The organism is Embleya sp. NPDC050493 (genome assembly GCF_044458105.1).
GTDB lineage: Bacteria > Actinomycetota > Actinomycetes > Streptomycetales > Streptomycetaceae > Embleya.
Window position 1 is genome coordinate 11,677 of record NZ_JBITHP010000010.1, and the last position, 19,144, is coordinate 30,820.

Here is a 19,144-nt window from a genome sequence, read left to right on the forward strand (position 1 = left end):
GCACCGCCCCCCCCACCCACACACCCCGCCCCCCCCCCCCCCCCCCCCCCCCCCCCCCCCGCCGGGGGCCCCCCCCCCCCCCGGGGGGGGGCCCCCCGGGCCCCTGCCGAGAACTAGGCCTTCGCGGCAGGCTCGACCGCGGGTCGCGGCGCCGGCAGTGCCGCCTCGGCGAACTCGTCCCGCGGGTGCTCCATCGCCCCGAGCGAGACGATCTCCCGGCGGAAGAAGGCCGAGAGCGTCCAGTCGGCGAACACCCGGAACTTCCGGTTGAACGTCGGCACCATCGCCCCGTGGTACGTGCGGTGGAACAACCAGGCCGGCAGCCCCTTGAGCTTGAACTTGCCGAACATCACCGCGACGCCCTTGTGCAGGCCCAGACCCGCCACCGCGCCGAGGTTCTTGTGCTTGTACTCCTTCGGCGGGAACCCACGCATCACCGAGACGACGTTGTCGCCCAGGACCCGCGCCTGCCGCACCGCGTGCTGCGCGTTCGGCGGGCACCAGGCACCCTCACCCGCGGCGAGGTCCGGCACCTGCGCGTTGTCGCCGGCGGCGAACACGTTGTCCATGCCGACCACCTGGAGGGTGGTGCGGGTGTCGACGTGGCCGCGCGGGCCGAGCGGCAGGCCGTACTCCGACAACACCGGGTTCGGCTTGACGCCCGCCGTCCACAGGATCGTGGAGGCGTCGAACTCGATGTCGTTGGAGAGCACGCAGTGCTTGTCGACGCAGGACTTGAGCGACGTCTCCAGGTGGAACTCGATGTCCCGGGCCTTGAGGCGCTCCAGCGTCCAGGCGCCGAGTTCCGGACCGACCTCGGGGAGGATGCGGTTGGCCGCCTCCACCATCACGAAGCGCATGTCCTCGCGCTTGAGGTTCTTGTAGTAGCGCACCGCGTCGCGCGCCATGTCCTCGACCTCGGCCAGCGCCTCGATCCCCGCGAACCCGCCGCCGACGAAGCAGAAGGTCAGCGCCTTGCGGCGGATCTCCGCGTCGGTGGTGGAGTCGGCCAGGTCGAGCTGCCCGAGCACGTGGTTGCGCAGCGCGATGGCTTCTTCGATGGTCTTGAGACCGATGCCGTTCTCGGCCAGGCCGGGAATCGGGAAGGTCCGCGAGATCGAGCCGAGTGCGATGACGATGTAGTCGAAGCCGAGCTCGTAGGAGTCGCCCGCGAGCGGCTCGACCAGCGCGACCTTGCGGTCGTGGTCGACGGAGGTGACCCGGCCGTTGACGATCTCGGCCTTGGGCAGGACACGGCGCAGCGGCACCACGACATGGCGCGGTGAGATGCTGCCGGCGGCCGCTTCCGGGAGGAAGGGCTGGTAGGTCATGTACGACCGCGGGTCGACGACCGTGACGGTCGCTTCGCCGTAGCGCATCTTCTTGAGGATGCGCTGCGCGGCGTACAGACCAACGTAGCCGCCGCCGACGATAAGGATGCGAGGGCGATCCGTGTTGCTCATGTTTGGAAGTATCCACCGATCGAACCCGCCGGTGCCTTGAGGCCGCGCGCAGTACCGAAGGGGTCGTCTGGTACCCTTCGTCCTTTTGCTTGTGCATTTGTGCACGGTGTGCCGTCGAGGAAGATCCACTCGACCGTTTTCGGCCGGCCCGTCCGCCGACCCGGTCCCGATGACCTGCGTCGATCCTGCCCGAGGACCCCGGGGACGGCGCAATGTGATCTCCACCTCGAACCGGCGGCAACCCCCGCATTCGAAGGCGATACCGCCACCCGACCGGTCCGACAAGGGGAAAACGGCCTCACATGGCCAAGTTTTGCCTCCCGGACCATGTGAAGGGATTCACAAACTTTTTCGAGTGTTCGAACGTTGGACACGACCCCTTGGTTCCCCGTCGGCCCGAGAAACTCCGGACGACGGCAAAGCAGGTGTACACACTCGTGCGTACACTGCGAGGTATGACCGAAAGCGCAGTGACCATACGCGAAGCCCGCGCACACTTCGCGGACCACATCAATCGCGCCGAAAGCGGCACCCCGACGGTAATCACCCGCAATGGGACTCCGGTGGCCGCGCTGGTACCGATTGCGGACTTCGACGCGCTGGAGGAAGCCGCCGACGAACTGCTGGCGCGCGAGGCCGAGGGGGTCCTGGCCGAGGGCGGCCGGACCGTGACGATGGCCGAGTTGCTGGCGGACCTCTTCACCGAGCGCGGCGAAAGCGGCACATGAAGTACGCGTTCCGAGTCACCACCGCCGCGCAACGCCAACTGCGAGCCATCGACCGGCCTGCGGCAATGCGGATTCTGGCCGCGCTGACCGCACTCGGCGACGACCCCTATCGCGACGATGCCGACATCAAGAAGCTCACCGGCCGGTCCGGCCTGTATCGGCTTCGAGTCGGCAACTACCGGATCGCCTACCAGGTTCGGGACGGTGAGCTGATCATTCTCGTGGTCAAGGTCGGCGACCGCCGCGACGTCAACCGCAATCTCTGACCCCTCGGACCGGCCCGTTGGCGGTGCCGTCGGGCAATGCCTGTGCAGTGCTACCGGTCCTCTGCCGTTTTCCAGGCAATGCCGTCCAGAATGTCGTGCTCGCTGACCACGACCTCGGTCAGGCCGGTGCGTTCCATGATCGTGCGCAGCACCAGTGCACCCGCGCCGATCACGTCCACCCGACCCGGATGCAGCACCGGGATGCCCGTCCGTTCGGCGTGCGTGCTCGTCAGGAGGCGGGCGGTCACCGTGCGGACCTGGTCGAGGGTCAGGCGCGAGTGGTGGATGGCCGTCGAGTCGTATTCGGGCAACTCCAGCGCGATGCCCGCGACCGTGGTCACCGAGCCCGCCAGGCCGACCAGGGTCCGGGCGCGGTCCATCGGGACCACCTCCGCGGCCCGGGCGATCGCGGCCTCGATGTCGGCGGTCGCGGCGGCGATCCGGTCCTGCGTCGGCGGGTCCGCTCGCAGGTGCCGCTCGGTCATCCGGACGCAGCCGATGTCCACCGACCGCGCCGCCTCGGGCCGATCGGTGCCCAGGACGAACTCGGTGGACCCACCGCCGATGTCGACCACCAGGTACGGCGTCTCGACGGCGCCGGTCCCGGCGAGTTCCCGGGTGGCCCCGGCGAAGGACAGCGCGGCCTCCTCGTCGCCGGAGATCACCTCGGGCTCGACGCCCAGGATCTCGCGCACGCCGGCCCGGAACACCTCCCGGTTCTCCGCGTCCCGACTCGCGCTGGTGGCCACGAAACGCACCCGCTCGGCGCCCAGTTCGCCGATCGCCTTGGCGTACTCGCGGCACGCGGCGAAGGTGCGCTCCAGCGCCTCGGGAGCCAGCCGGCCGGTCCGGTCGACGCCTTGGCCGAGCCGGACGATCCGCATCCGGCGGTCCAGGTCGACCAGCGTCCCGGCGGCCGGGTCCAGGTCGGCGACGAGCAGGCGGATGGAGTTGGTGCCGCAGTCGATCGCGGCGACGCGTCGGGTCATCGGGTCTCGTCCTCCGGGGCTGCGGCGTCGGCCGGCTCGTCGACACACACGCACGGGCCCTTGGCCCACCAGTCGGGCAGTGCGTCCAACGTCTCGTCGCCGAGCGGGTTGACGCCGCGCCCGGCGGCCAGCGCGTGGCCGGCCAGCACGTGCAGGCACTTGACCCGATCCGGCATGCCGCCGGCCGACGGGAAGCCCTCCAGCACCTCGATCGCGTCCCGGCGGGCGATGTAGTCCTCGTGCGCGGCGGCGTAGCGGGCCGCGAGGTCCTCGTCCTCGGCCAGGCGCGCGCTCATCTCGCGCATGACGTTGTTCGCCTCCAACGTGCCGATCGCGGAGGCCGCCCGCGGGCAGGTCAGGTAGTACAGCGTCGGGAACGGCGAGCCGTCCTCCAGGCGCGGAGCGGTCTCCACGACGTCGGGCAGCCCGCACGGGCACCGGTGTGCGACGCCGCGCAGACCACGCGGGGTACGGCCGAGCTGCGCCTTGACGGCGTCGATGTCGTGCTGATCCATGAAGGGAAGTATTCCTGCTTCGCTGAGTGACTCGGACCGACGTTCGATCCGGATGCCGTCCCGGACCCGCTCGACGCGTGCGGTCCCGGTCCCGCTCGACGCGGGAATCGGCGGGCTACCCGATCGAGGCGGCCGGTGTCCTGGTGGGTGTGGGCGTCGCGCTCGCGGTCGGCATGCCGGCCCCGTCCGCGTCGCGCGTGGAGTCCCACAGGTCGCGGTACCAGGGCGGCGAACCGGCCCGGGCGGGCGTGGGCGGCGCCGGGTTGCCCGGATCGCCCGGCTGCGGCACCACCAGGTAGGCGGTGTCCCCCGGGTAGACGAAGTGCAGCCGCTCGCGTGCCTGTTGGCGTACGTACGCCGGGTCGTTCCAGCGCTCCAGGTCGGACCGCATACGTTCGGTCTCGGCCTGCTGCTTGCGGGTGCTCTCGCGCAGGTCGTCCACCTCGGCCCGCTGGTCCAGGTATTGCCGCAGCGGGTACACCAGCGCGACGGCCAGGCTCAGCACCACCAGGGTCAGCACGATCCACTTGCCGCCGCCGCGCCGGCGCAGCCGACCCAGGCGCGCCGCCGCGGCCGAGTCCTTGATGGACCCGACCGCGGCGACGACCTTCGGCGTGGCCGGTGCCGCCGGACGCTCTCCGCGTGCCGGACGGTCACCGCGCGCCTGACGCGGCGGTGCGACGGCCCGGGACGCGCGGGCGGCCCCGATCGGAGCGGTCGTCCTGCGGCCGCCCTCGCGCTGCTCGCTCACCCGTCCTCCCGCCGTTCCGTCGATTCGGCGCCGGCGGTGTTCCGCTCGACCCGGTGTCAGCCGTCGAAGCGCGGGAACGCGCCACGGCCGGCGTACTCCGCCGCGTCGTCGAGGATCTCCTCGATGCGCAGCAGCTGGTTGTACTTCGCCACCCGCTCCGAACGCGCCGGGGCGCCCGTCTTGATCTGGCCGCAGTCCGTGGCCACCGCGAGGTCCGCGATCGTGGTGTCCTCGGTCTCGCCGGACCGGTGACTCATCATGCACCGGTAGCCGTTGCGGTGGGCGAGCGACACGGCGTCCAGGGTCTCGGTCAGGGTGCCGATCTGGTTGACCTTCACCAGGAGCGCGTTGCCCGCCTTCTCCTCGATGCCGCGCGCGAGCCGCTCCGGGTTGGTCACGAACAGGTCGTCGCCGACCAGCTGGACCTTGTCGCCGAGCTGCGCGGTCAGCGCGACCCAGCCCTCCCAGTCGCTCTCGTCCAGCGGGTCCTCGATCGACACCAGCGGGTACGCCTGGACCAGCTCGGCGTAGTACGCCGACATCTCGGCGGAGGTCTTCTTGGCGCCCTCGAACACGTACGCGCCGTCCGAGTGGAACTCGCTCGCGGCCACGTCCAGGGCCAGCGCGATGTCCGAACCCGGGGTGTAGCCGGCCATCTCGATCGCCTCGACGATCAGGTCGAGCGCGGCGCGGTTGCTCTCCAGGTTCGGCGCGAAGCCGCCCTCGTCGCCGACGCTGGTGGCCAGGCCGCGGGCCTTGAGCACGGACTTGAGGCAGTGGTAGACCTCGGTGCCCCAGCGCACCGCCTCGGCAAAGGTCTCCGCGCCGATCGGCGCGATCATGAACTCCTGGATGTCCACGTTGGTGTCGGCGTGCGCACCACCGTTGAGGATGTTCATCATCGGCACCGGGAGCACGTGCGCGTTCGGGCCGCCGAGGTAGCGGAACAGCGGCAGGTTCACCGATTCGGCGGCGGCGTGCGCGACGGCCAGCGAGACGCCCAGGATCGCGTTGGCGCCGAGCTCGGCCTTGTTCTCGGTGCCGTCCAGGTCGATCATCGCCTGGTCGATCAGCCGCTGGTCGTCGGCCTCGGTGCCGGCGATCTCCTCGTAGATGCGCTCGTTGACCGCGTCGACGGCCTTCTGCACACCCTTGCCGCCGTACCGGGCCTCGTCGCCGTCCCGCAGTTCGACGGCCTCGAAGGCACCGGTGGAAGCGCCGGACGGTACGGCGGCACGGCCCGAGCTGCCGTCGTCGAGGACGACCTCGACCTCAACCGTGGGGTTCCCTCGGGAGTCCAGGATCTCCCGGGCGTGGATGACGTCGATGGACGGCACGAGTTTCTCCTTGATCAAGGGGCACGCTGGTCTGCTCGGCCAGCCTAGTAGCAGCCTGCGGTGCGGTTCGCCCGGGAACGGGTAGCTGTGGGCAACCGATCGGTGACGCGGATGTGAACGAATTCGCTAGGGTGACGCTCGGTCGAGAGGCGGGGGCGCACACATGATCGAACCGGGGGGCGGGTCGGGGGCGTCGGGCGGATCGGGCGGGCCGGAGGCGTCGGGTGGGTTGGGCGCGTCGGGTGGGTCGGGCGGATCCGGCGAGTCTGGCCGGTCGGGCGGATCCGGCGAGTCTGGCCGGTCGGGCGGGCCGGGTGCCGGCGCCGCTTCGCCGCTGGAGCGGGAGATTGCCCGGTTGCTCGCGGGTGACGGCGATCCGCCCGCGTTGGCGGCCGCGTTGCTCGCGGCCCGGTTGTACTGCGAGCGGACGGAGCAGGTGGGCTTCGCCGCGATCGGGCCGCCCGGCGGCGGGGTCGTACCGGTGTTCACCTCCGAGGAGCAGTTGGGGCTGTTCGTCGGCGGGGCGTGCGACTGGTTCGCCACGGAGGGCGCGGACCTGGTGCGGCTGCTGCCGGCGGGCTACGACATCGCGGTGGACCTGGCCGGCCCGCGACCGGTGCGGCTGCGGGCGAGTCTGTGGAACGGCGAGCCGGAGACGGAGGCCACGGGTGGGTGACGACGGATTCAAGGTCGACAGCGCGTTCGTGCGCGGGGCGAGTGCCGAATTGATCGACGCGCTGCTGATCGCCCGGGAAATCGCCCGGAAGCAGCAGCCGTTGCAGGCGCAGCTGGAGGCGTTGCAAAAGCACTACACCTCGCCGTACCAGGCCGGCGAGATCGTACTGAAGTCCGGCCAGGCGATGGTCGCGCTGGTCGGCCTCGGCGAGACCATCGCGATCTCGCTGGAGATGGCCGCACAGCAGTACGAGGCGGCGGAACGGGACGCCGAGGCCAGGTTCTTCACGCCGGGTGGCGCGGCCTCGATCCACGCGGGCGACGACATGAGCACGACGGACTGACGGCTGACGGCCGACGGCGGACGGCTGACGGCTGACCGCTGGAGAGCTGCTCCGACCGACGGATCGACCGACTGACGGGGGTTGCACGGTGTTGGTGTCAGGCGAACCGCTCACGCCCGATTCGCAGCCTCGGGGGCTGATACCGGGTGACTGGGAGGTGCTGCACACCGTCGCGGACGTGTTCACCCGGTTCTCGGTCCAGGCGCTGGAGGCCAAGGACCGGCTGGGCAGGATCGACGGCAAGGACCTCTGGCGGGGCGACGCCGCCGAGGGATTCCGCAAGGACCTGAAGCTGGTCACCGACGTCCTCAAGCTGCACGGCAAGGAATACCCGAGCGTCGCCAAGAAGCTGCGCGAGTTCGCCGAGGTGCTGCGGTTCGCCCAGGGCGAGTGCGCCAACGAGATCATCCCCAAGGCCAAACAGGCGTTCTGGCTGATCGAGGCGCAGGCGAGGGAACAGGAGTCGTACGACCTCGCCAAGCGCAACCAGGACGTGCAGAAGGCCAACGGCGTCGGCAAGGAGTGCCTGCCGCAACTACCGCACAAACCCGAGGGAAACCCGGGCGCCGACCTGTTGCGCGAGGCGCAGGAGCAGTTGCGGCGGGTCCGGGAGCGGGTGGCAAAGGCCGACGCGCACGCGATGTTGGAGCTGCGGAAGTCGGCCGGTGTGCTGGACCTGGACCCGGACATCCGGAAGACGCTCAGCAATGCGGGCATCGACTTCGTCAAGGGTGGGGCCGCCGCCTTCATGGAGTTGGCGAGCTTCGCGGGCGTCATCGACCCGGCCCGGGCCTACCTCGAACCGGCCGCCTACGCGACCGATCTGAAGAACATCGCGACGGGCATGCTCGGCATCGCCCGAGACCCCGTCGGGTTCGCGCAGGACACGGTCGTCACCTCGTGGGAGGACTTCAAGAAGAACCCGGCGCGCTTCCTCGGCCACCTCGCCCCCGACCTGGCGTTGACGCTGGCGACGCGCGGTGGCAACAAGGCGTTGACGCCCGCCGAGCAGGCCGAGAAGGCCATCGCCAAGCGGGACAACCCGCGCTGCCGGGGTGCGGATGCGTGTACGCGCGAGGGCGAGCCGATCGACGTGGTCACCGGCGAGATGGTGCTGCCGCAGACCGATGTGACGCTGGCGGGGGCGCTGCCGTTGGTCTTGGAGCGGCATCACCGGACGGCGTTCGGCGGCGGGCGGTGGTTCGGCGAGCGGTGGGCGTCGACGTTCGACCAGTACCTGCAACTGGGCGCGGACCGGGTCACGTTCACGGCCGCCGACGGGATGGTGCTGCGGTATCCGGTGCCGCGGCCGGGCGAGCCGGTCATGCCGATGGGCGGCTATCGGTGGCCGCTGGTCTGGGACGGGGCGCCGAACGGGACGTTCACGGTGACCGATCCGCAGCGGGGCCGGAGCTGGTCGTTCGCGGCGCTGCCGGAGGTGCTCTCGCGGCGAATACCGGTGCGCTCCCTGGTCGATCGCAACGGGAGCCGGATCGACTATCTGTACGACGACGCGGGCGTGCCGTGCGAGGTCACCCACTCGGGTGGGTATCGGGTCGCGGTGGACACGGCGGGCGGGCTGATCACGGGGTTTCGGTTGCTGGGCGCGGACCCCGTCACCCACATGAGATCCGACAACCCGACGGCCTCGATCCCCCTGGTCACCTTCGCCTACGGCGAGTCCGGCGACCTGTCGGAGGTCGTCAACTCCTCCGGCCGCCCGCTCCGCTTCACCTACGACGACCACCACCGCATGACGTCCTGGACCGACCGCAACGGGACCTGGTACCAGTACGAATACGACCAGGCGGGCCGCTGTGTACGCGGCTCCGGCATCGACGGCGTCATGGACAACTCGTTCGACTACGACGACGCGGCCCGGACAACCCGGATGACCGACGCCCTCGGCGCGGTCCGCGAATACGAATACAACGACTGGTCCCAGGTCGTCCGCGAGACCGACCCCCTCGGCGGCACCCGGTCCACGGAGTGGGACTCCTACAACCGCCGAGTGGCCGTCACCGACGAACTCGGCCACACCACGCGGTACTCGTACGACGCCCTGGGCAACACAGTCGGCATCGTCCTCCCCAACGGCACCTTCACCGTCGCCGACTTCGACCCGCTGCTCTGCCGCCCCACCCTCGTCACCGGCCTGGACGGCGGCCGGCGCCGCTACACCTACGACGAGCGCGCCAACCTCCTCACCGCCACCGACGAACTCGGCGCCGTCACGTCCTACGCCTACGACCCGGCCGGCCACCTGACGGCCACCACCAACGCCCTGGGCCACACCACCGAGGTCACCTCGGACCCCGCGGGCCTCCCGGTGTCGGTAACCGACCCCCTCGGCGCCACCACAAGCCTCACCCGCAACGCCTTCGGCCGAGCCACAACCCTGACCGACCCGCTGGGCAGCACCACCAAGACCGCCTGGACCGTGGAAGGCAAGCCCGCCCGGCGCCAACGCCCCGACGGCACCCACGAATCCTGGACCTGGGACGCCGAAGGCAACCTCCGCCACCACGTGAACCCGGCCGGCTTCACGACCAGTTACGAGTCAACCCACTTCGACCTCCCGTCCGCCCAAACCGGCCCCGACGGCGCCAGGCTGGAGTTCACCTACGACCCCGAACTCCGCCTCACCAAGGTCACCAACCCCATGGGCCTGACCTGGGAATACGAATACGACCAGGCCGGCCGCCTCACGTCCGAAACCGACTTCAACGGCCGAGAACTCACCTACCACCACGACGCGGCGGGCCGATTGATCCGTCGTATCAACGGGGCCGGCGAGGCTGCCGCCTACGCCCGCGACGCACTGGGTCGCGTCATTGCTCAACGCCACGAAACCACAGGCCACGAGACCCGCTACGAACATGACGTTCTCGGTCGACTTTGCAGAGCCGCCGGCCCCGACGTGGTTCTGGTCCTCACCCGGGACGCTTTGGGTCGCGTAGTGAAGGAAGCCTGCAACGGTCGCATTCTGCTGAAAAGCTACGACGCGCTCGGCCGACGAACTCGTCGCGAAACTCCTAGCGGGCAGGTCAGCGGATGGACCTACGACGCTGCCGGGAGGCCGCGGACCCTGCACACATCAGGGCATACTTTCGAGTTCACCCACAATGCCGCAGGTCGCGAAACGCAGCGGGATTTCGGCCACCACGTCACTCTCGCCCAACAATGGAACGAGACGCATCGGCTCGTCGGCCAGTCGATCACGGTCGGATCCCCGGCAACCAAAGTGGCTACAATCCTCGACCCTAGCGTTGGACGCAAACAAGCACTTCGTCGCAGCTTCTCCTATCGCGACGACGGCTGCATCACAACCATTGACGATTCACTAAATGGCATGGTGACTTTCGATCTCGACGAGTTCGGGCGAGTGCTCACAATGGAGGCACCAGCCTGGTCGGAGCGTTACGCATACGATGCCGCTGGAAACCAAATTCACGGTGTATGGCCGAGCGCCGACGACAGTGAGCAGGGGTCGCGCACGGTGTCTGGGACCCTCACCAGTCGCGTGGGGCGCACTCATCTGGAGCATGATTCTCAAGGCCGCCTCATACGGCGAACCCGAAGGTCACTTTCAGGAAAGTTTCGAGTATGGAGTTATACGTGGGATGCCGATGATCGCCTTGTCTCCACGGACACCCCCACCGGTCATAAATGGACGTACACCTATGACCCTTTGGGTCGCCGAGTCTCCAAGACGCTGCTTTCGTCCGACAAAGAAGCCACGCATAATTGCATCTTTACCTGGGATCAGACCGACCTCGTGGAGGAGTCGGCAGGAGATGGAACGATTACTTACTGGGATTATCAGCCGAATGAGCCTCGTCTGATTACCCAGATCGTCATACCGGACACCGAAGCCGACACAGAACATCATATTTATTCGATAGTAACCGATCCCGCAGGCACGCCTACCGACATGATCGATATGTTTGGCGTACGGGCGGGAGGCGCACGCACTTCACTTTGGGGTTCGGTTGACCGGCCGTCGGAAAGCTTTTCATATTGCCCTTTCGGTTTCCCGGGACAATATCGCGACGAGGAGAGCGGATTTTTATCGAACTATTTTCGCCAGTACGACCCGACCTTCGGAGCATACGCCAGCCCAGACCCTTGGGGATTGAAGCCCGCACCGAACCCGCATACGTATGTCACAAATCCACTAACCTGGATCGACCCGTTGGGGCTTGCCCCCTACAGTTCCGGGTCGTCATTCGGGCACCCCCCTCCGGGGTGGTGGGCTCCCTCAATGATTCCGCCGGAATCGCTGGAGGTGATTCGCTGGATCGCGGATCGCGGCGTTCATCCTTACGGACACGCGGATGGTATAAGAGGAGAGAGCTTGCCCACACCCTTTCAGAATGATGGCAGAAACGGCAGCACCATACTGCCGACTCATGATGCGAACGGAACTCCCATCCAATACAGGGAATGGGGCTCCCTCCAGACTGCGGGGGACCCCAGCAGAAGCACCGAAAGAATCGTATCCGGGTCGGATGGTTCGATATACTACAGCCCCAATCACTACAAATCTTGGATTGTATACAAATGATTCTTGGCGAAGAAATTTGGCAGTGCGAGTCTCCCTGGTTCCATTTCGCGCCCGATACCGAGGCGCATGCCATTCCTTCGCTTCCGACCGGCAGCGTCTACTGTGCGCGACTCGACGGGGCTCGGATGCTCGACAGTCAGGGCGTATTCGAGTCATTTTCCAGCGAATTGAAGTTTCCCGTTCAATTCGGCTGGAATTGGCCGGCATTTGCAGAGTATTCAAGGGACCTCTCATGGATTCCGGCCGAAAGGTATCTGCTTCTCGTTTTCCGGGCAGACCTACTCCTTCGGGACGAACCTGAGGGAAAACGAGTCCTATCCGAAATCCTGAACCGCACGGTGCGGACTTTCGGCACTTCACCGGACCAGCCGGCCAAACCGCCGGGAAAAGAAATCGCATTCAACATCGTTTTCTACTGCGCCCCTCTCTCACTCGAACGCACCAAGCGTGACCTTTTGATGTAGGAACACAATTACTCCACTTGTACGTCTCGGCGGTTCTCTTGTAACCTCCGACCGAGAATACTGCCGACACTCAACCTCCTGCGAGGCCTTGGTCGAGTTCGCTGCGGATCGAGAGGTTGAGGCGCTGCGTGGAGACTTGGTGCAGGTCTCGACGCCGGTGCACGCGACTGTCATCCGGCACTGCCTGACCGCCGTCTGATTGCAGTCGATGCCCGACAATCGCCCGTTGGATGATGCTCATACTCGCGCGCGATCAGGACTGTGTACGCGGCGCCCACACGACTCTCCAGCTCGAGCAAGCCGGCCGGTTCCGAGGCGAGTTCGCGGCGTCGGCGGGTGTGAGCATCGAGGGCGAAACTGGATGGCGTCGGGGATCGGTCGCAAGTTCACGGCCTGGAACGGGTGTTCCGGGCGATGCCGGCACCCGCGCCTCAGGACCACATCGACTGCCCCACCCGTCGGTGACGGGGTGTCAAAAAATGGTTGGTCGCTCGATCGGGTGAAAGTTGGGCATCGGCGATTAAGCGGCCGTTACGGTTCAACTACGGAAAGCGGCGACCACCCCTCAGAAGGTGATCGCCGCTAGTCAACCCGCTGTACAACGCAGCGGACCAACCGAAAGGCAACGCCGTGCTCCCGGCGCATCCTCAGGCACAAGCATGCCTGAACTACCCCTCTTCGACCACCGATCCGGCCAGGATTCCCCCGAATGCGCGTCGCGCCGTGTGGCTGGGTACCGTGCGCCGTGATCCGGAGCTCAAGCGCACGCTGCTGCTGTTCGCACTGTTGCTCGCTTCCTACGCGAAGTCCGACGGCACCGGCATCCGCGTCACGCACGCCATACTCGCCGACGACGGTGGCTTCCATCTCTCCACCGTTCGTCGTGCCCTCGACACGTTGCAGCGACGCGGGCTCCTGCTTCAGGTCCACCGCGGCCATCGGCTCGGGAACGGCAACTCGTCGCTCAGCGAGTACGCCCTGCTCATCCCCTCAACGGATCATCCGGACGGACCGTTGAGCATCGGCTCAACTGCCCACCGAGACGAGCCGTTGAGCCCTTCACCCGACACCACCCACCGGAGCTCAAGCGCTCACCACGGCGCCTCAACGGTTCACCCGGATGAGCCGCTCCCTGTAGTTACCTCTATCGGGGAGGGAACGGGGTCTCCCCCCACTCCCTCCCGCGCGAGCCCGCCGGACAACGCGTCGTTCCGAGCGGCGAAGGCCCTGGTCGAACAACTCCCGCCCGAGTCGCACGAATTCCTGATGCCCGGCCTGCACCGCGTCGCGCTCAAGCTCGCCCAACGCACCGACCGGAACGTCCTGATCCACGATCTCGCCGACACCATCCGCACCTGCGGACCGCTCACCGGCCCCGGAATCCGCTCACCATTGGCCGTCCTGCTGTACCGCCTCGACGAGGCAATCGCGATACACGCCACGATGCGCGCGACTTTCCGCCGATCCCCGGGCGGAGACCCGACACCCACCTCGGCGGCACCACCCCCGTGCGGCTGCAAGGGCGGTTGGCGCGGCGAGGACCACGAGGGCCGCCCGATCCCGTGCACGACCTGCAAGCCGCGCTACGGCGGCACACCGGCACCGCCGTTCTGACCACGACTCGGCTGCGAGCGAAGCGCGCTGCTCAGCGGCCGCGCGCACCCTTGAGGGTTCGCACGAGCGTGGCCCAGGACGCCGCGGGGACGCAGAAGTGGCCGCGCTCACGGCACTTGGTGTCCCGCACGGCGGTGGCCGAGGCGGTCGGTGCCACCTCGACGCAGGTGTTCGTATCGGTGGCGGACGAATAGGAGGAAGTTCGCCACCCAAGCACGTTCGCAGTCATACCAGGTCTCGCAATCGTTGCTCGATGACCTTCTTCGTGTCCTCAGGGGACAGGGTATGACGCTGGAGATGGCCCAACAGCCTCTGGCAGCGGCGTACTTCGACCGCTCCGTCCTTGATCTCCAAGCCACGCATGTGTTCCGTCACCGCCACGCTGGGCTCGTAATCGTGCGCGAAGTCCAGCAGTGTGACGCCGCCTTCGACGGGGCTGGCAGGAGCATCGAAAGGAAGCAGCCGAATAGAGGTTTCGGGACGCGAGGCCAGTTCCAGAAGGTGACGCAACTGGTCCCGCAAGACATCGGCACTGCCCAACGTTGCATGGACCAGCGACTCGCCGATGACAATGGAGACCACAGCCGTGCCTTCGAGCAGAAGTTGGCGTTTGCGCCGGACCTCGATGAGCGAGGCGGCAAGGTCGGGATCCGGGGTCCATGGCGATGTCGCGAAGAGTGCCTCGATGTAGCGCGGCGACTGGATCAGTCCGGGGATCACACTCGTGTTGGCCGATTGGATCTCGGCGGCCTGTGCCTCCAGTGACAGGTACTCCTGGAGTTGGGCGCTGACGACGTTGGCGTACTCCAGCCACCAGCGGAAGTCCGTGGAACCTTCACGCCAAGCCGTGAGTCGTGCGGTCTCTTCCTCGGAAGTCCCGAAGATGCCGCACAGCTTGAGGAGGTCGTGGCGTGTCAGCGAGACCCGGCCCGTCTCGATCCGAACGATCTTCGTCTGACTCCACCCGCACGCTTCGGCGAGGCTCTCGCCGGTCAAGCCCGCCCTGAGCCGCAACCGTCTGAGTTCGCCGCCCAACCTTCGGCGCGCATAGGTCGGGGCTGTGGCCATGGGCTGTCCTCGCGTCTGTGTCCGGTTGAATCCTGCGGCAGAGTACGGCCGGGGGTGCCGAAACGGAGCCGTTTCACCCGGACTACATCAATACGAGTGAGACCTAATGCGCGACTTTATGCGCACCAGCTATGGTCCAGCCAAAGAGCCGCTCACGCTGTGTGGAGAATCGTCCACTCCGCGCGAAGCGACATGCATCGATCCCATTGGAGACGCGCATGTCCACATCCATCCTCAAGGGCTGCGTACCGATCGCCTCGCTGACGTGTACGGCGGACGCGCCGTATGCCCCGGCTGTGCGCGGGGTCGTCGTGGCGGCACTGACTCGGCTCGGGATCGCGAACGAAGAGTTGCTCTGGCTGGGCGAGTTGCTCACCACCGAGGTATTTGCCAACGCCGTGCGGCACGCCCCGCGGACGCGGGTCCGGGTGCGAGTGTCCTACGACCGCCCCGGCGCACGGATCGTGGTCGATGTCGAGGACGGCAGCCGCGCCCTGCCGGTGCGGACCGGGTTGCCGATGGGCGGACTCGCCGACCACGGCCGAGGTGTACCGCTGCTGGAGGAGTTGTCCCAGGCGCACGGGTGCAAGTCGCTCGTACGCGGCAAACGGATCTGGTTCGCCCTCGAGGTCCCGGAGGGATCGGGATAGCACGCCGTCTCCGTGTGCGGCATCGTCGGGCATTGCCCACCCGCCGGCGAGGGCATACCGGGTTGCGGACATGGAGCGGACATCACGGAACAAACTGCGGTAGCCGTGCGGTCCTATCTACCGACCTTGCTTCCCGGTCTGCTTCAGACTTTCGAGTACGCCTTCGCCGTCATCCGAGCCGGTTCACCAACGCTGTCGCAGGACGAGGTTTTGCGCCGGACGACGCGTCGAGTCGAACGCCCGGGGTACGTAGGATCGTTCTCGTCGAGGAAACGAGAACGGCGTCTCAGTCGCCGACCTTGGACCCATCGGGGTCCGAGACTCCAAGCTCGCCGACGGACCGGTGATCACGGTGCGCCCCGACGCGTGGTGTGCGCTCCTCGACGGAGTCCGCCCGCGTTGAACGCAATCCGGCCACGTCTGGTTTGCTGGGGGACCCGTGTCCTCGCCGAAGCCGGAAAGGCTCTGTACTGCCGTGGAGTTGCTGGCGATTGTTCTGGTGTCCGGAATCGGTGGAGGCGTACTCGTCCGGGCCGCGCAGGTCGCTCGTATGCATGAACTGGCTTTCTGGCGGCGGTGGTTGCCGTTCGGGCTCGCGCTGGTCGGGGTTGCCGCCAGTTTGCTGCGCGCCGAGGATGTCGCGCTCGTCGCCGCGTTGATCGCCCTGCCGTGTTACGTGGCCTCGGTGTTGTTCGCACAGGCGGAGATCCACCGGGAAGCCGACGAAGCACTCCACGGCTGAGTCGGCCGACGCCCCCGACCCGACCGACACCTCCGACTCGGCCGACGCCCCCGACCCGACCGACACCTCCGACTCGGCCGATCCGTCCGACTCGACCGAACTCGCTCTCACACCCCGCCCGAACGCGCGGCCGGCCGCCGCACCCTACGACCCCGGCCCCAGCCCCAGCCCGAAGACTCGCCAGCGTTTCGGCGTCACCACGCCCAGGCTCGTACCCTCCCGTGACAGCGGGCGGCGCTGTTGGGCCAGGCCCGCTTCGCCCAGGATGTGACGCATGGCGAACTCCCAGCGCTCCTGGGCCCACTCGTCCTCGCGCATGGCGACCTCGCCCCACACGATGACGTGCGCGATGTCGCCGTCCCGCGCCATCGACAGGCACACGCGCGGGTCGTGCTCCAGATTCGCCTTCTTGGTGCGGCCGGTGAGGCTGAGGTAGAGATACTCGTCGTCGTACGCGAGCATCACGGGCGTCACGTGCGGCTCCCCCGTCGGGGTCACCGTGCCCACGTGCACCCAGTGCTCCGGATCGCCGAGCATCGCGTCCAGAGCCGTCCTCAGTTCGGGGTCGATCATGGAGGATCCGCCTTTCGCAGCACAGGGGCCTCATGGCCACCGTACTGCGCCCTTCGCCCCACCGGTCACGTGATCACCGTCCACGAGATGAACGGAGATCGTCTCGAGGTGCGCCGAGATCATCTCGACGTCCGCGGAGATCGTCTCGACGTGCGCCGAGACCGTCTACCGGTGCACGGAGACCGCCCACCGGCGCACGAGGATCCTCTAGAAGTCGTCCGGGTACGGCGCCGACAACACCTCGGCCCCGGCCGGCTCCGGCGTGACGTAGCCCGGCAGCAGTTCGGACAACAGCGCCCGCACCGCCTTCGTGTCGTTGACCGCCGCCGCGTCGTACAGCTCCGGCAGCCGCACCACCGCGTCCAGTGCCTGGCCCGGCGGCACGGTCGCCTGGATCCGCCGGTGTTCGGTGGGCAGGCGTTCCTCCGTGGTCGAGAACAGCGCCTCGTTGAGCTTCTCGCCGGGCCGCAGGCCGGTGAAGCGGATCGGTACGTTCGGCAGGTTCACCTGCTCGGCGAACTTGTGCACCAGGTCCACGATCCGCACCGGCTCGCCCATGTCGAGCACGAAGATCTCGCCGCCCTGGGCCATCCGACCGGCCTCCAGGACCAGTCCCACGGCCTCCTCGATCGTCATGAAGAACCGGGTGACGTCCGGATGGGTGACGGTGACCGGGCCGCCCGCGCGCAGTTGCTCGGCCAGTACGGACAGCAGGGAGCCCCGGCTGCCCAGCACGTTGCCGAACCGGACACCCGCGAACACCCCGGGCGCCTGCGTGTTCGCCTGCACGATCAACTCGGCCAGCCGCTTGGTCGCCCCGAGCACCGAGACCGGGTCGGCCGCCTTGTCCGTGGAGATCAGTACGAAACGCTCGACCCCCACGTCGAGCGCGGCCCGGACCAGGTTCTCCGTGCCCAGCACGTTGGACTTGACCGCCTCGCACGGATGCCGCTCCAGCAGCGGCAGGTGCTTGTGCGCGGCGGCGTGGAAGACCACTTCCGGCTTGAGATCGTGGAAGAGCTGCTCGATCCGCGGGCGATCCCGGATGTCCGCGATGACCAGCGTCTCGTCGTCGAGCAACGCCTCGCCCCACACGTCCAGTTGGAGACGGTGCAGGTTGGATTCGTCGTGATCGAGCATGTACATCCGGCTCGGCCCGAAGCCGTACACCTGGCGGCACAACTCGCTGCCGATCGAGCCGCCCGCGCCGGTGATCAATACCCGGCGGCCCGCGATCACCTCACGCACCGACGCGGAGACCACGTGCAGTTCCTGCCGGCCGATCAGCCGGTTGACGTCGAGCATGCGCATGTCGCTGCCGACCACGTCGCGCCGCAACGCGACCAGGAAGGACGGCAGATACCGTACGGCCGCGCCGATCGCGGCGGCCCCGGCGGCCACTTTGCGAAACTCCTCGTGCGGAAGCCCCGGGATGGCCAGCACGACCACCTCGATGCCGTGCTCCAGTGCCACGTCGGTCAGCGCGGCCAGGCCGCCCAGAACCGGAAGCAGATGTTGCGGGTTGTCCGCGTCGGCGACCCGGATCCCGTCCTTGTCGGGGTCGTCGTCGAGAAATCCGATCGGACGCAACCCGAAATCGGGTGTCCGCAACAGATCTCGCGCCAACGCGCTGCCCGCCGACCCGGCCCCCACGACCAGGGTCCGCAGACCCGCTCCCGAAATATCCGTCGCTGCAGAACTCCGACCCATCAAGCCCCCCTCGGTCAGGTGCAGCGTGATCGGCATCGGATCGTGCACCGACCACACGCGGCATCGACACGCCGGTGCGGACAGGCGTCCCCCATCGCACCACGCCCACCCCGGCGGTCGTACGCGACTGCTCCAATTGCCCCACGACCCCGGTGGCCCCACAGCCTGCGACGTCACTTGCGGCCCAGACGCATCGGATGGACCAACAGCCGCGCAGGCAACCACCGGCACTCGGGATTCAGCGTACGGCCCACCCTCGGCCCCCGTCGCGGTTTTGCCCAAACACCCGCAACTTCGCCTTTTCCGTGTCCGCAAAGGATCACCGCGTGATCGCCGGGGTTTTCCCGGCCCGTTCCCGTCTCGCCATCCCGCCGTGCCCAGCCGCCGCACCCGCCGAGGTGGGCACGTGTCGAGGGGTTCGGCCGGCCCGAACTCCCCCGGGGAAGGGGAGAATCGGCCCTGCCATACGACGAATCGGCCCCACCCGCGACAATCGCGAATGGGGCCGACTGGAAATCCCTGCCGTATTACCGCTGTTCGACCGTGCTCACCCGGCCGATCGACCCCGACGAGTCGACCCGGGTCAGCAGACCCGACGAGTCGACCCGGGTCAGCAGACCCGACGAGTCGACCCGGGTCAGCAGACCCGACGAGTCGACTCGGGTCAGCAAACCCGACGAGTCGACCC

19 protein-coding genes and 2 pseudogenes are annotated in these 19,144 nt (G+C 67.8%); 11 read left to right on the forward strand and 10 right to left on the reverse strand.

The annotated features are described in order from the left end of the window. Positions 1-113: 113 nt before the first annotated feature. Positions 114-1,463, reverse strand: a complete 1,350-nt coding sequence (locus ACIBM5_RS20520) for an NAD(P)/FAD-dependent oxidoreductase (protein ID WP_391585492.1) — start codon at positions 1,461-1,463, stop codon at positions 114-116. A 455-nt stretch (positions 1,464-1,918) separates the two neighbouring features. On the opposite strand from ACIBM5_RS20520, the gene ACIBM5_RS20525 reads away from it, so the two are divergent. Together ACIBM5_RS20525 and ACIBM5_RS20530 are read left to right on the forward strand one after the other, a co-directional pair. After that, complete coding sequence (locus tag ACIBM5_RS20525; RefSeq protein ID WP_396008172.1) at positions 1,919-2,191, forward strand: type II toxin-antitoxin system Phd/YefM family antitoxin; 273 nt, start codon at positions 1,919-1,921, stop codon at positions 2,189-2,191. Further along, positions 2,188-2,457, forward strand: a complete 270-nt coding sequence (locus ACIBM5_RS20530) for a type II toxin-antitoxin system RelE/ParE family toxin (RefSeq protein WP_396008173.1) — start codon at positions 2,188-2,190, stop codon at positions 2,455-2,457. Before ACIBM5_RS20525 ends, ACIBM5_RS20530 begins: the two co-directional genes overlap by 4 nt. 50 nt (positions 2,458-2,507) lie before the next feature. Here the strand turns inward: ACIBM5_RS20530 and ACIBM5_RS20535 are convergent, their stop codons facing one another. The 4 genes from ACIBM5_RS20535 to eno all read right to left on the reverse strand — a co-directional run bounded on the left by ACIBM5_RS20535 (position 2,508) and on the right by eno (position 6,049). Next, positions 2,508-3,446: an exopolyphosphatase gene (locus ACIBM5_RS20535; RefSeq protein WP_396008174.1), complete on the reverse strand. Its 939-nt coding sequence runs from the start codon at positions 3,444-3,446 to the stop codon at positions 2,508-2,510. Further along, positions 3,443-3,961, reverse strand: a complete 519-nt coding sequence (locus ACIBM5_RS20540) for a DUF501 domain-containing protein (RefSeq protein WP_391585496.1) — start codon at positions 3,959-3,961, stop codon at positions 3,443-3,445. Before ACIBM5_RS20540 ends, ACIBM5_RS20535 begins: the two co-directional genes overlap by 4 nt. A 115-nt stretch (positions 3,962-4,076) precedes the next feature. Continuing rightward, positions 4,077-4,712, reverse strand: a complete 636-nt coding sequence (locus ACIBM5_RS20545; RefSeq protein ID WP_396008175.1) for a septum formation initiator family protein — start codon at positions 4,710-4,712, stop codon at positions 4,077-4,079. Positions 4,713-4,768: 56 nt separating this feature from the next. Next, entirely contained in the window at positions 4,769-6,049 is a 1,281-nt protein-coding gene (eno, locus tag ACIBM5_RS20550; RefSeq protein ID WP_391585498.1) for a phosphopyruvate hydratase, read from the reverse strand. A gap of 355 nt (positions 6,050-6,404) precedes the next feature. On the opposite strand from eno, the gene ACIBM5_RS20555 reads away from it, so the two are divergent. The 5 genes from ACIBM5_RS20555 to ACIBM5_RS20575 all read left to right on the forward strand — a co-directional run bounded on the left by ACIBM5_RS20555 (position 6,405) and on the right by ACIBM5_RS20575 (position 13,713). Next, positions 6,405-6,725 (forward strand): SseB family protein, encoded by a 321-nt coding sequence (locus ACIBM5_RS20555; protein ID WP_396008176.1) that lies wholly within the window; start codon positions 6,405-6,407, stop codon positions 6,723-6,725. Continuing rightward, the gene (locus tag ACIBM5_RS20560) at positions 6,718-7,068 is read left to right on the forward strand and encodes a hypothetical protein (protein WP_396008177.1); all 351 of its coding nucleotides are present in this window, start codon (positions 6,718-6,720) and stop codon (positions 7,066-7,068) included. The genes ACIBM5_RS20555 and ACIBM5_RS20560 overlap by 8 nt, the downstream gene beginning before the upstream one ends. A gap of 94 nt (positions 7,069-7,162) precedes the next feature. Next, on the forward strand, positions 7,163-11,635 hold the full coding sequence (locus ACIBM5_RS20565; RefSeq protein ID WP_396008354.1) for a DUF6531 domain-containing protein: 4,473 nt from the start codon (positions 7,163-7,165) through the stop codon (positions 11,633-11,635). After that, positions 11,632-12,099 carry a barstar family protein gene (locus tag ACIBM5_RS20570; protein WP_396008178.1) on the forward strand — a complete coding sequence of 156 codons (468 nt, stop codon included), beginning with the start codon at positions 11,632-11,634 and terminating at the stop codon, positions 12,097-12,099. Before ACIBM5_RS20565 ends, ACIBM5_RS20570 begins: the two co-directional genes overlap by 4 nt. A gap of 723 nt (positions 12,100-12,822) precedes the next feature. After that, a complete protein-coding gene (locus ACIBM5_RS20575) occupies positions 12,823-13,713 on the forward strand; it encodes a hypothetical protein (protein WP_396008179.1) in 891 nt (296 codons plus the stop codon). A gap of 31 nt (positions 13,714-13,744) precedes the next feature. Here the strand turns inward: ACIBM5_RS20575 and ACIBM5_RS20580 are convergent, their stop codons facing one another. Further along, complete coding sequence (locus tag ACIBM5_RS20580) at positions 13,745-13,942, reverse strand: DUF397 domain-containing protein (RefSeq protein WP_396008180.1); 198 nt, start codon at positions 13,940-13,942, stop codon at positions 13,745-13,747. Then, positions 13,939-14,781 carry a helix-turn-helix domain-containing protein gene (locus ACIBM5_RS20585; protein ID WP_396008181.1) on the reverse strand — a complete coding sequence of 281 codons (843 nt, stop codon included), beginning with the start codon at positions 14,779-14,781 and terminating at the stop codon, positions 13,939-13,941. The genes ACIBM5_RS20580 and ACIBM5_RS20585 overlap by 4 nt, the downstream gene beginning before the upstream one ends. Positions 14,782-14,999: 218 nt before the next feature. Between ACIBM5_RS20585 and ACIBM5_RS20590 the strand changes: the two genes are divergently transcribed. The 4 genes and pseudogenes from ACIBM5_RS20590 to ACIBM5_RS20605 all read left to right on the forward strand — a co-directional run bounded on the left by ACIBM5_RS20590 (position 15,000) and on the right by ACIBM5_RS20605 (position 16,173). After that, entirely contained in the window at positions 15,000-15,431 is a 432-nt protein-coding gene (locus ACIBM5_RS20590) for an ATP-binding protein (protein ID WP_396008182.1), read from the forward strand. A 12-nt stretch (positions 15,432-15,443) separates the two neighbouring features. Further along, a pseudogene (locus tag ACIBM5_RS20595) lies at positions 15,444-15,659 on the forward strand (Scr1 family TA system antitoxin-like transcriptional regulator); the annotation flags it as partial. Between the two features lie 43 nt (positions 15,660-15,702). Then, positions 15,703-15,834 (forward strand): annotated as a pseudogene (locus tag ACIBM5_RS20600) (DUF397 domain-containing protein); the annotation flags it as partial. 72 nt (positions 15,835-15,906) lie between these two features. Then, positions 15,907-16,173 (forward strand): hypothetical protein, encoded by a 267-nt coding sequence (locus tag ACIBM5_RS20605; protein WP_396008366.1) that lies wholly within the window; start codon positions 15,907-15,909, stop codon positions 16,171-16,173. 144 nt (positions 16,174-16,317) lie between these two features. Here the strand turns inward: ACIBM5_RS20605 and ACIBM5_RS20610 are convergent, their stop codons facing one another. The 3 genes from ACIBM5_RS20610 to ACIBM5_RS20620 all read right to left on the reverse strand — a co-directional run bounded on the left by ACIBM5_RS20610 (position 16,318) and on the right by ACIBM5_RS20620 (position 19,127). Next, positions 16,318-16,746: a pyridoxamine 5'-phosphate oxidase family protein gene (locus tag ACIBM5_RS20610; RefSeq protein WP_391585511.1), complete on the reverse strand. Its 429-nt coding sequence runs from the start codon at positions 16,744-16,746 to the stop codon at positions 16,318-16,320. Positions 16,747-16,953: 207 nt separating this feature from the next. Then, on the reverse strand, positions 16,954-18,456 hold the full coding sequence (locus ACIBM5_RS20615) for a polysaccharide biosynthesis protein (RefSeq protein ID WP_391585512.1): 1,503 nt from the start codon (positions 18,454-18,456) through the stop codon (positions 16,954-16,956). 527 nt (positions 18,457-18,983) lie between these two features. Next, entirely contained in the window at positions 18,984-19,127 is a 144-nt protein-coding gene (locus tag ACIBM5_RS20620) for a hypothetical protein (protein WP_396008183.1), read from the reverse strand. Positions 19,128-19,144: the final 17 nt, after the last annotated feature.

Bases quoted from the DNA above. Each gene is read 5' to 3' on its own strand.
- ACIBM5_RS20520 (WP_391585492.1), bottom strand. From the start codon at position 1,463: ATGAGCAACACGGATCGCCCTCGCATCCTTATCGTCGGCGGCGGCTAC.
- ACIBM5_RS20525 (WP_396008172.1), top strand. From the start codon at position 1,919: ATGACCGAAAGCGCAGTGACCATACGCGAAGCCCGCGCACACTTCGCG.
- ACIBM5_RS20530 (WP_396008173.1), top strand. From the start codon at position 2,188: ATGAAGTACGCGTTCCGAGTCACCACCGCCGCGCAACGCCAACTGCGA.
- ACIBM5_RS20535 (WP_396008174.1), bottom strand. From the start codon at position 3,446: ATGACCCGACGCGTCGCCGCGATCGACTGCGGCACCAACTCCATCCGC.
- ACIBM5_RS20540 (WP_391585496.1), bottom strand. From the start codon at position 3,961: ATGGATCAGCACGACATCGACGCCGTCAAGGCGCAGCTCGGCCGTACC.
- ACIBM5_RS20570 (WP_396008178.1), top strand. From the start codon at position 11,632: ATGATTCTTGGCGAAGAAATTTGGCAGTGCGAGTCTCCCTGGTTCCAT.
- ACIBM5_RS20580 (WP_396008180.1), bottom strand. From the start codon at position 13,942: ATGACTGCGAACGTGCTTGGGTGGCGAACTTCCTCCTATTCGTCCGCC.
- ACIBM5_RS20585 (WP_396008181.1), bottom strand. From the start codon at position 14,781: ATGGCCACAGCCCCGACCTATGCGCGCCGAAGGTTGGGCGGCGAACTC.
- ACIBM5_RS20590 (WP_396008182.1), top strand. From the start codon at position 15,000: ATGTCCACATCCATCCTCAAGGGCTGCGTACCGATCGCCTCGCTGACG.
- ACIBM5_RS20610 (WP_391585511.1), bottom strand. From the start codon at position 16,746: ATGATCGACCCCGAACTGAGGACGGCTCTGGACGCGATGCTCGGCGAT.
- ACIBM5_RS20615 (WP_391585512.1), bottom strand. From the start codon at position 18,456: ATGGGTCGGAGTTCTGCAGCGACGGATATTTCGGGAGCGGGTCTGCGG.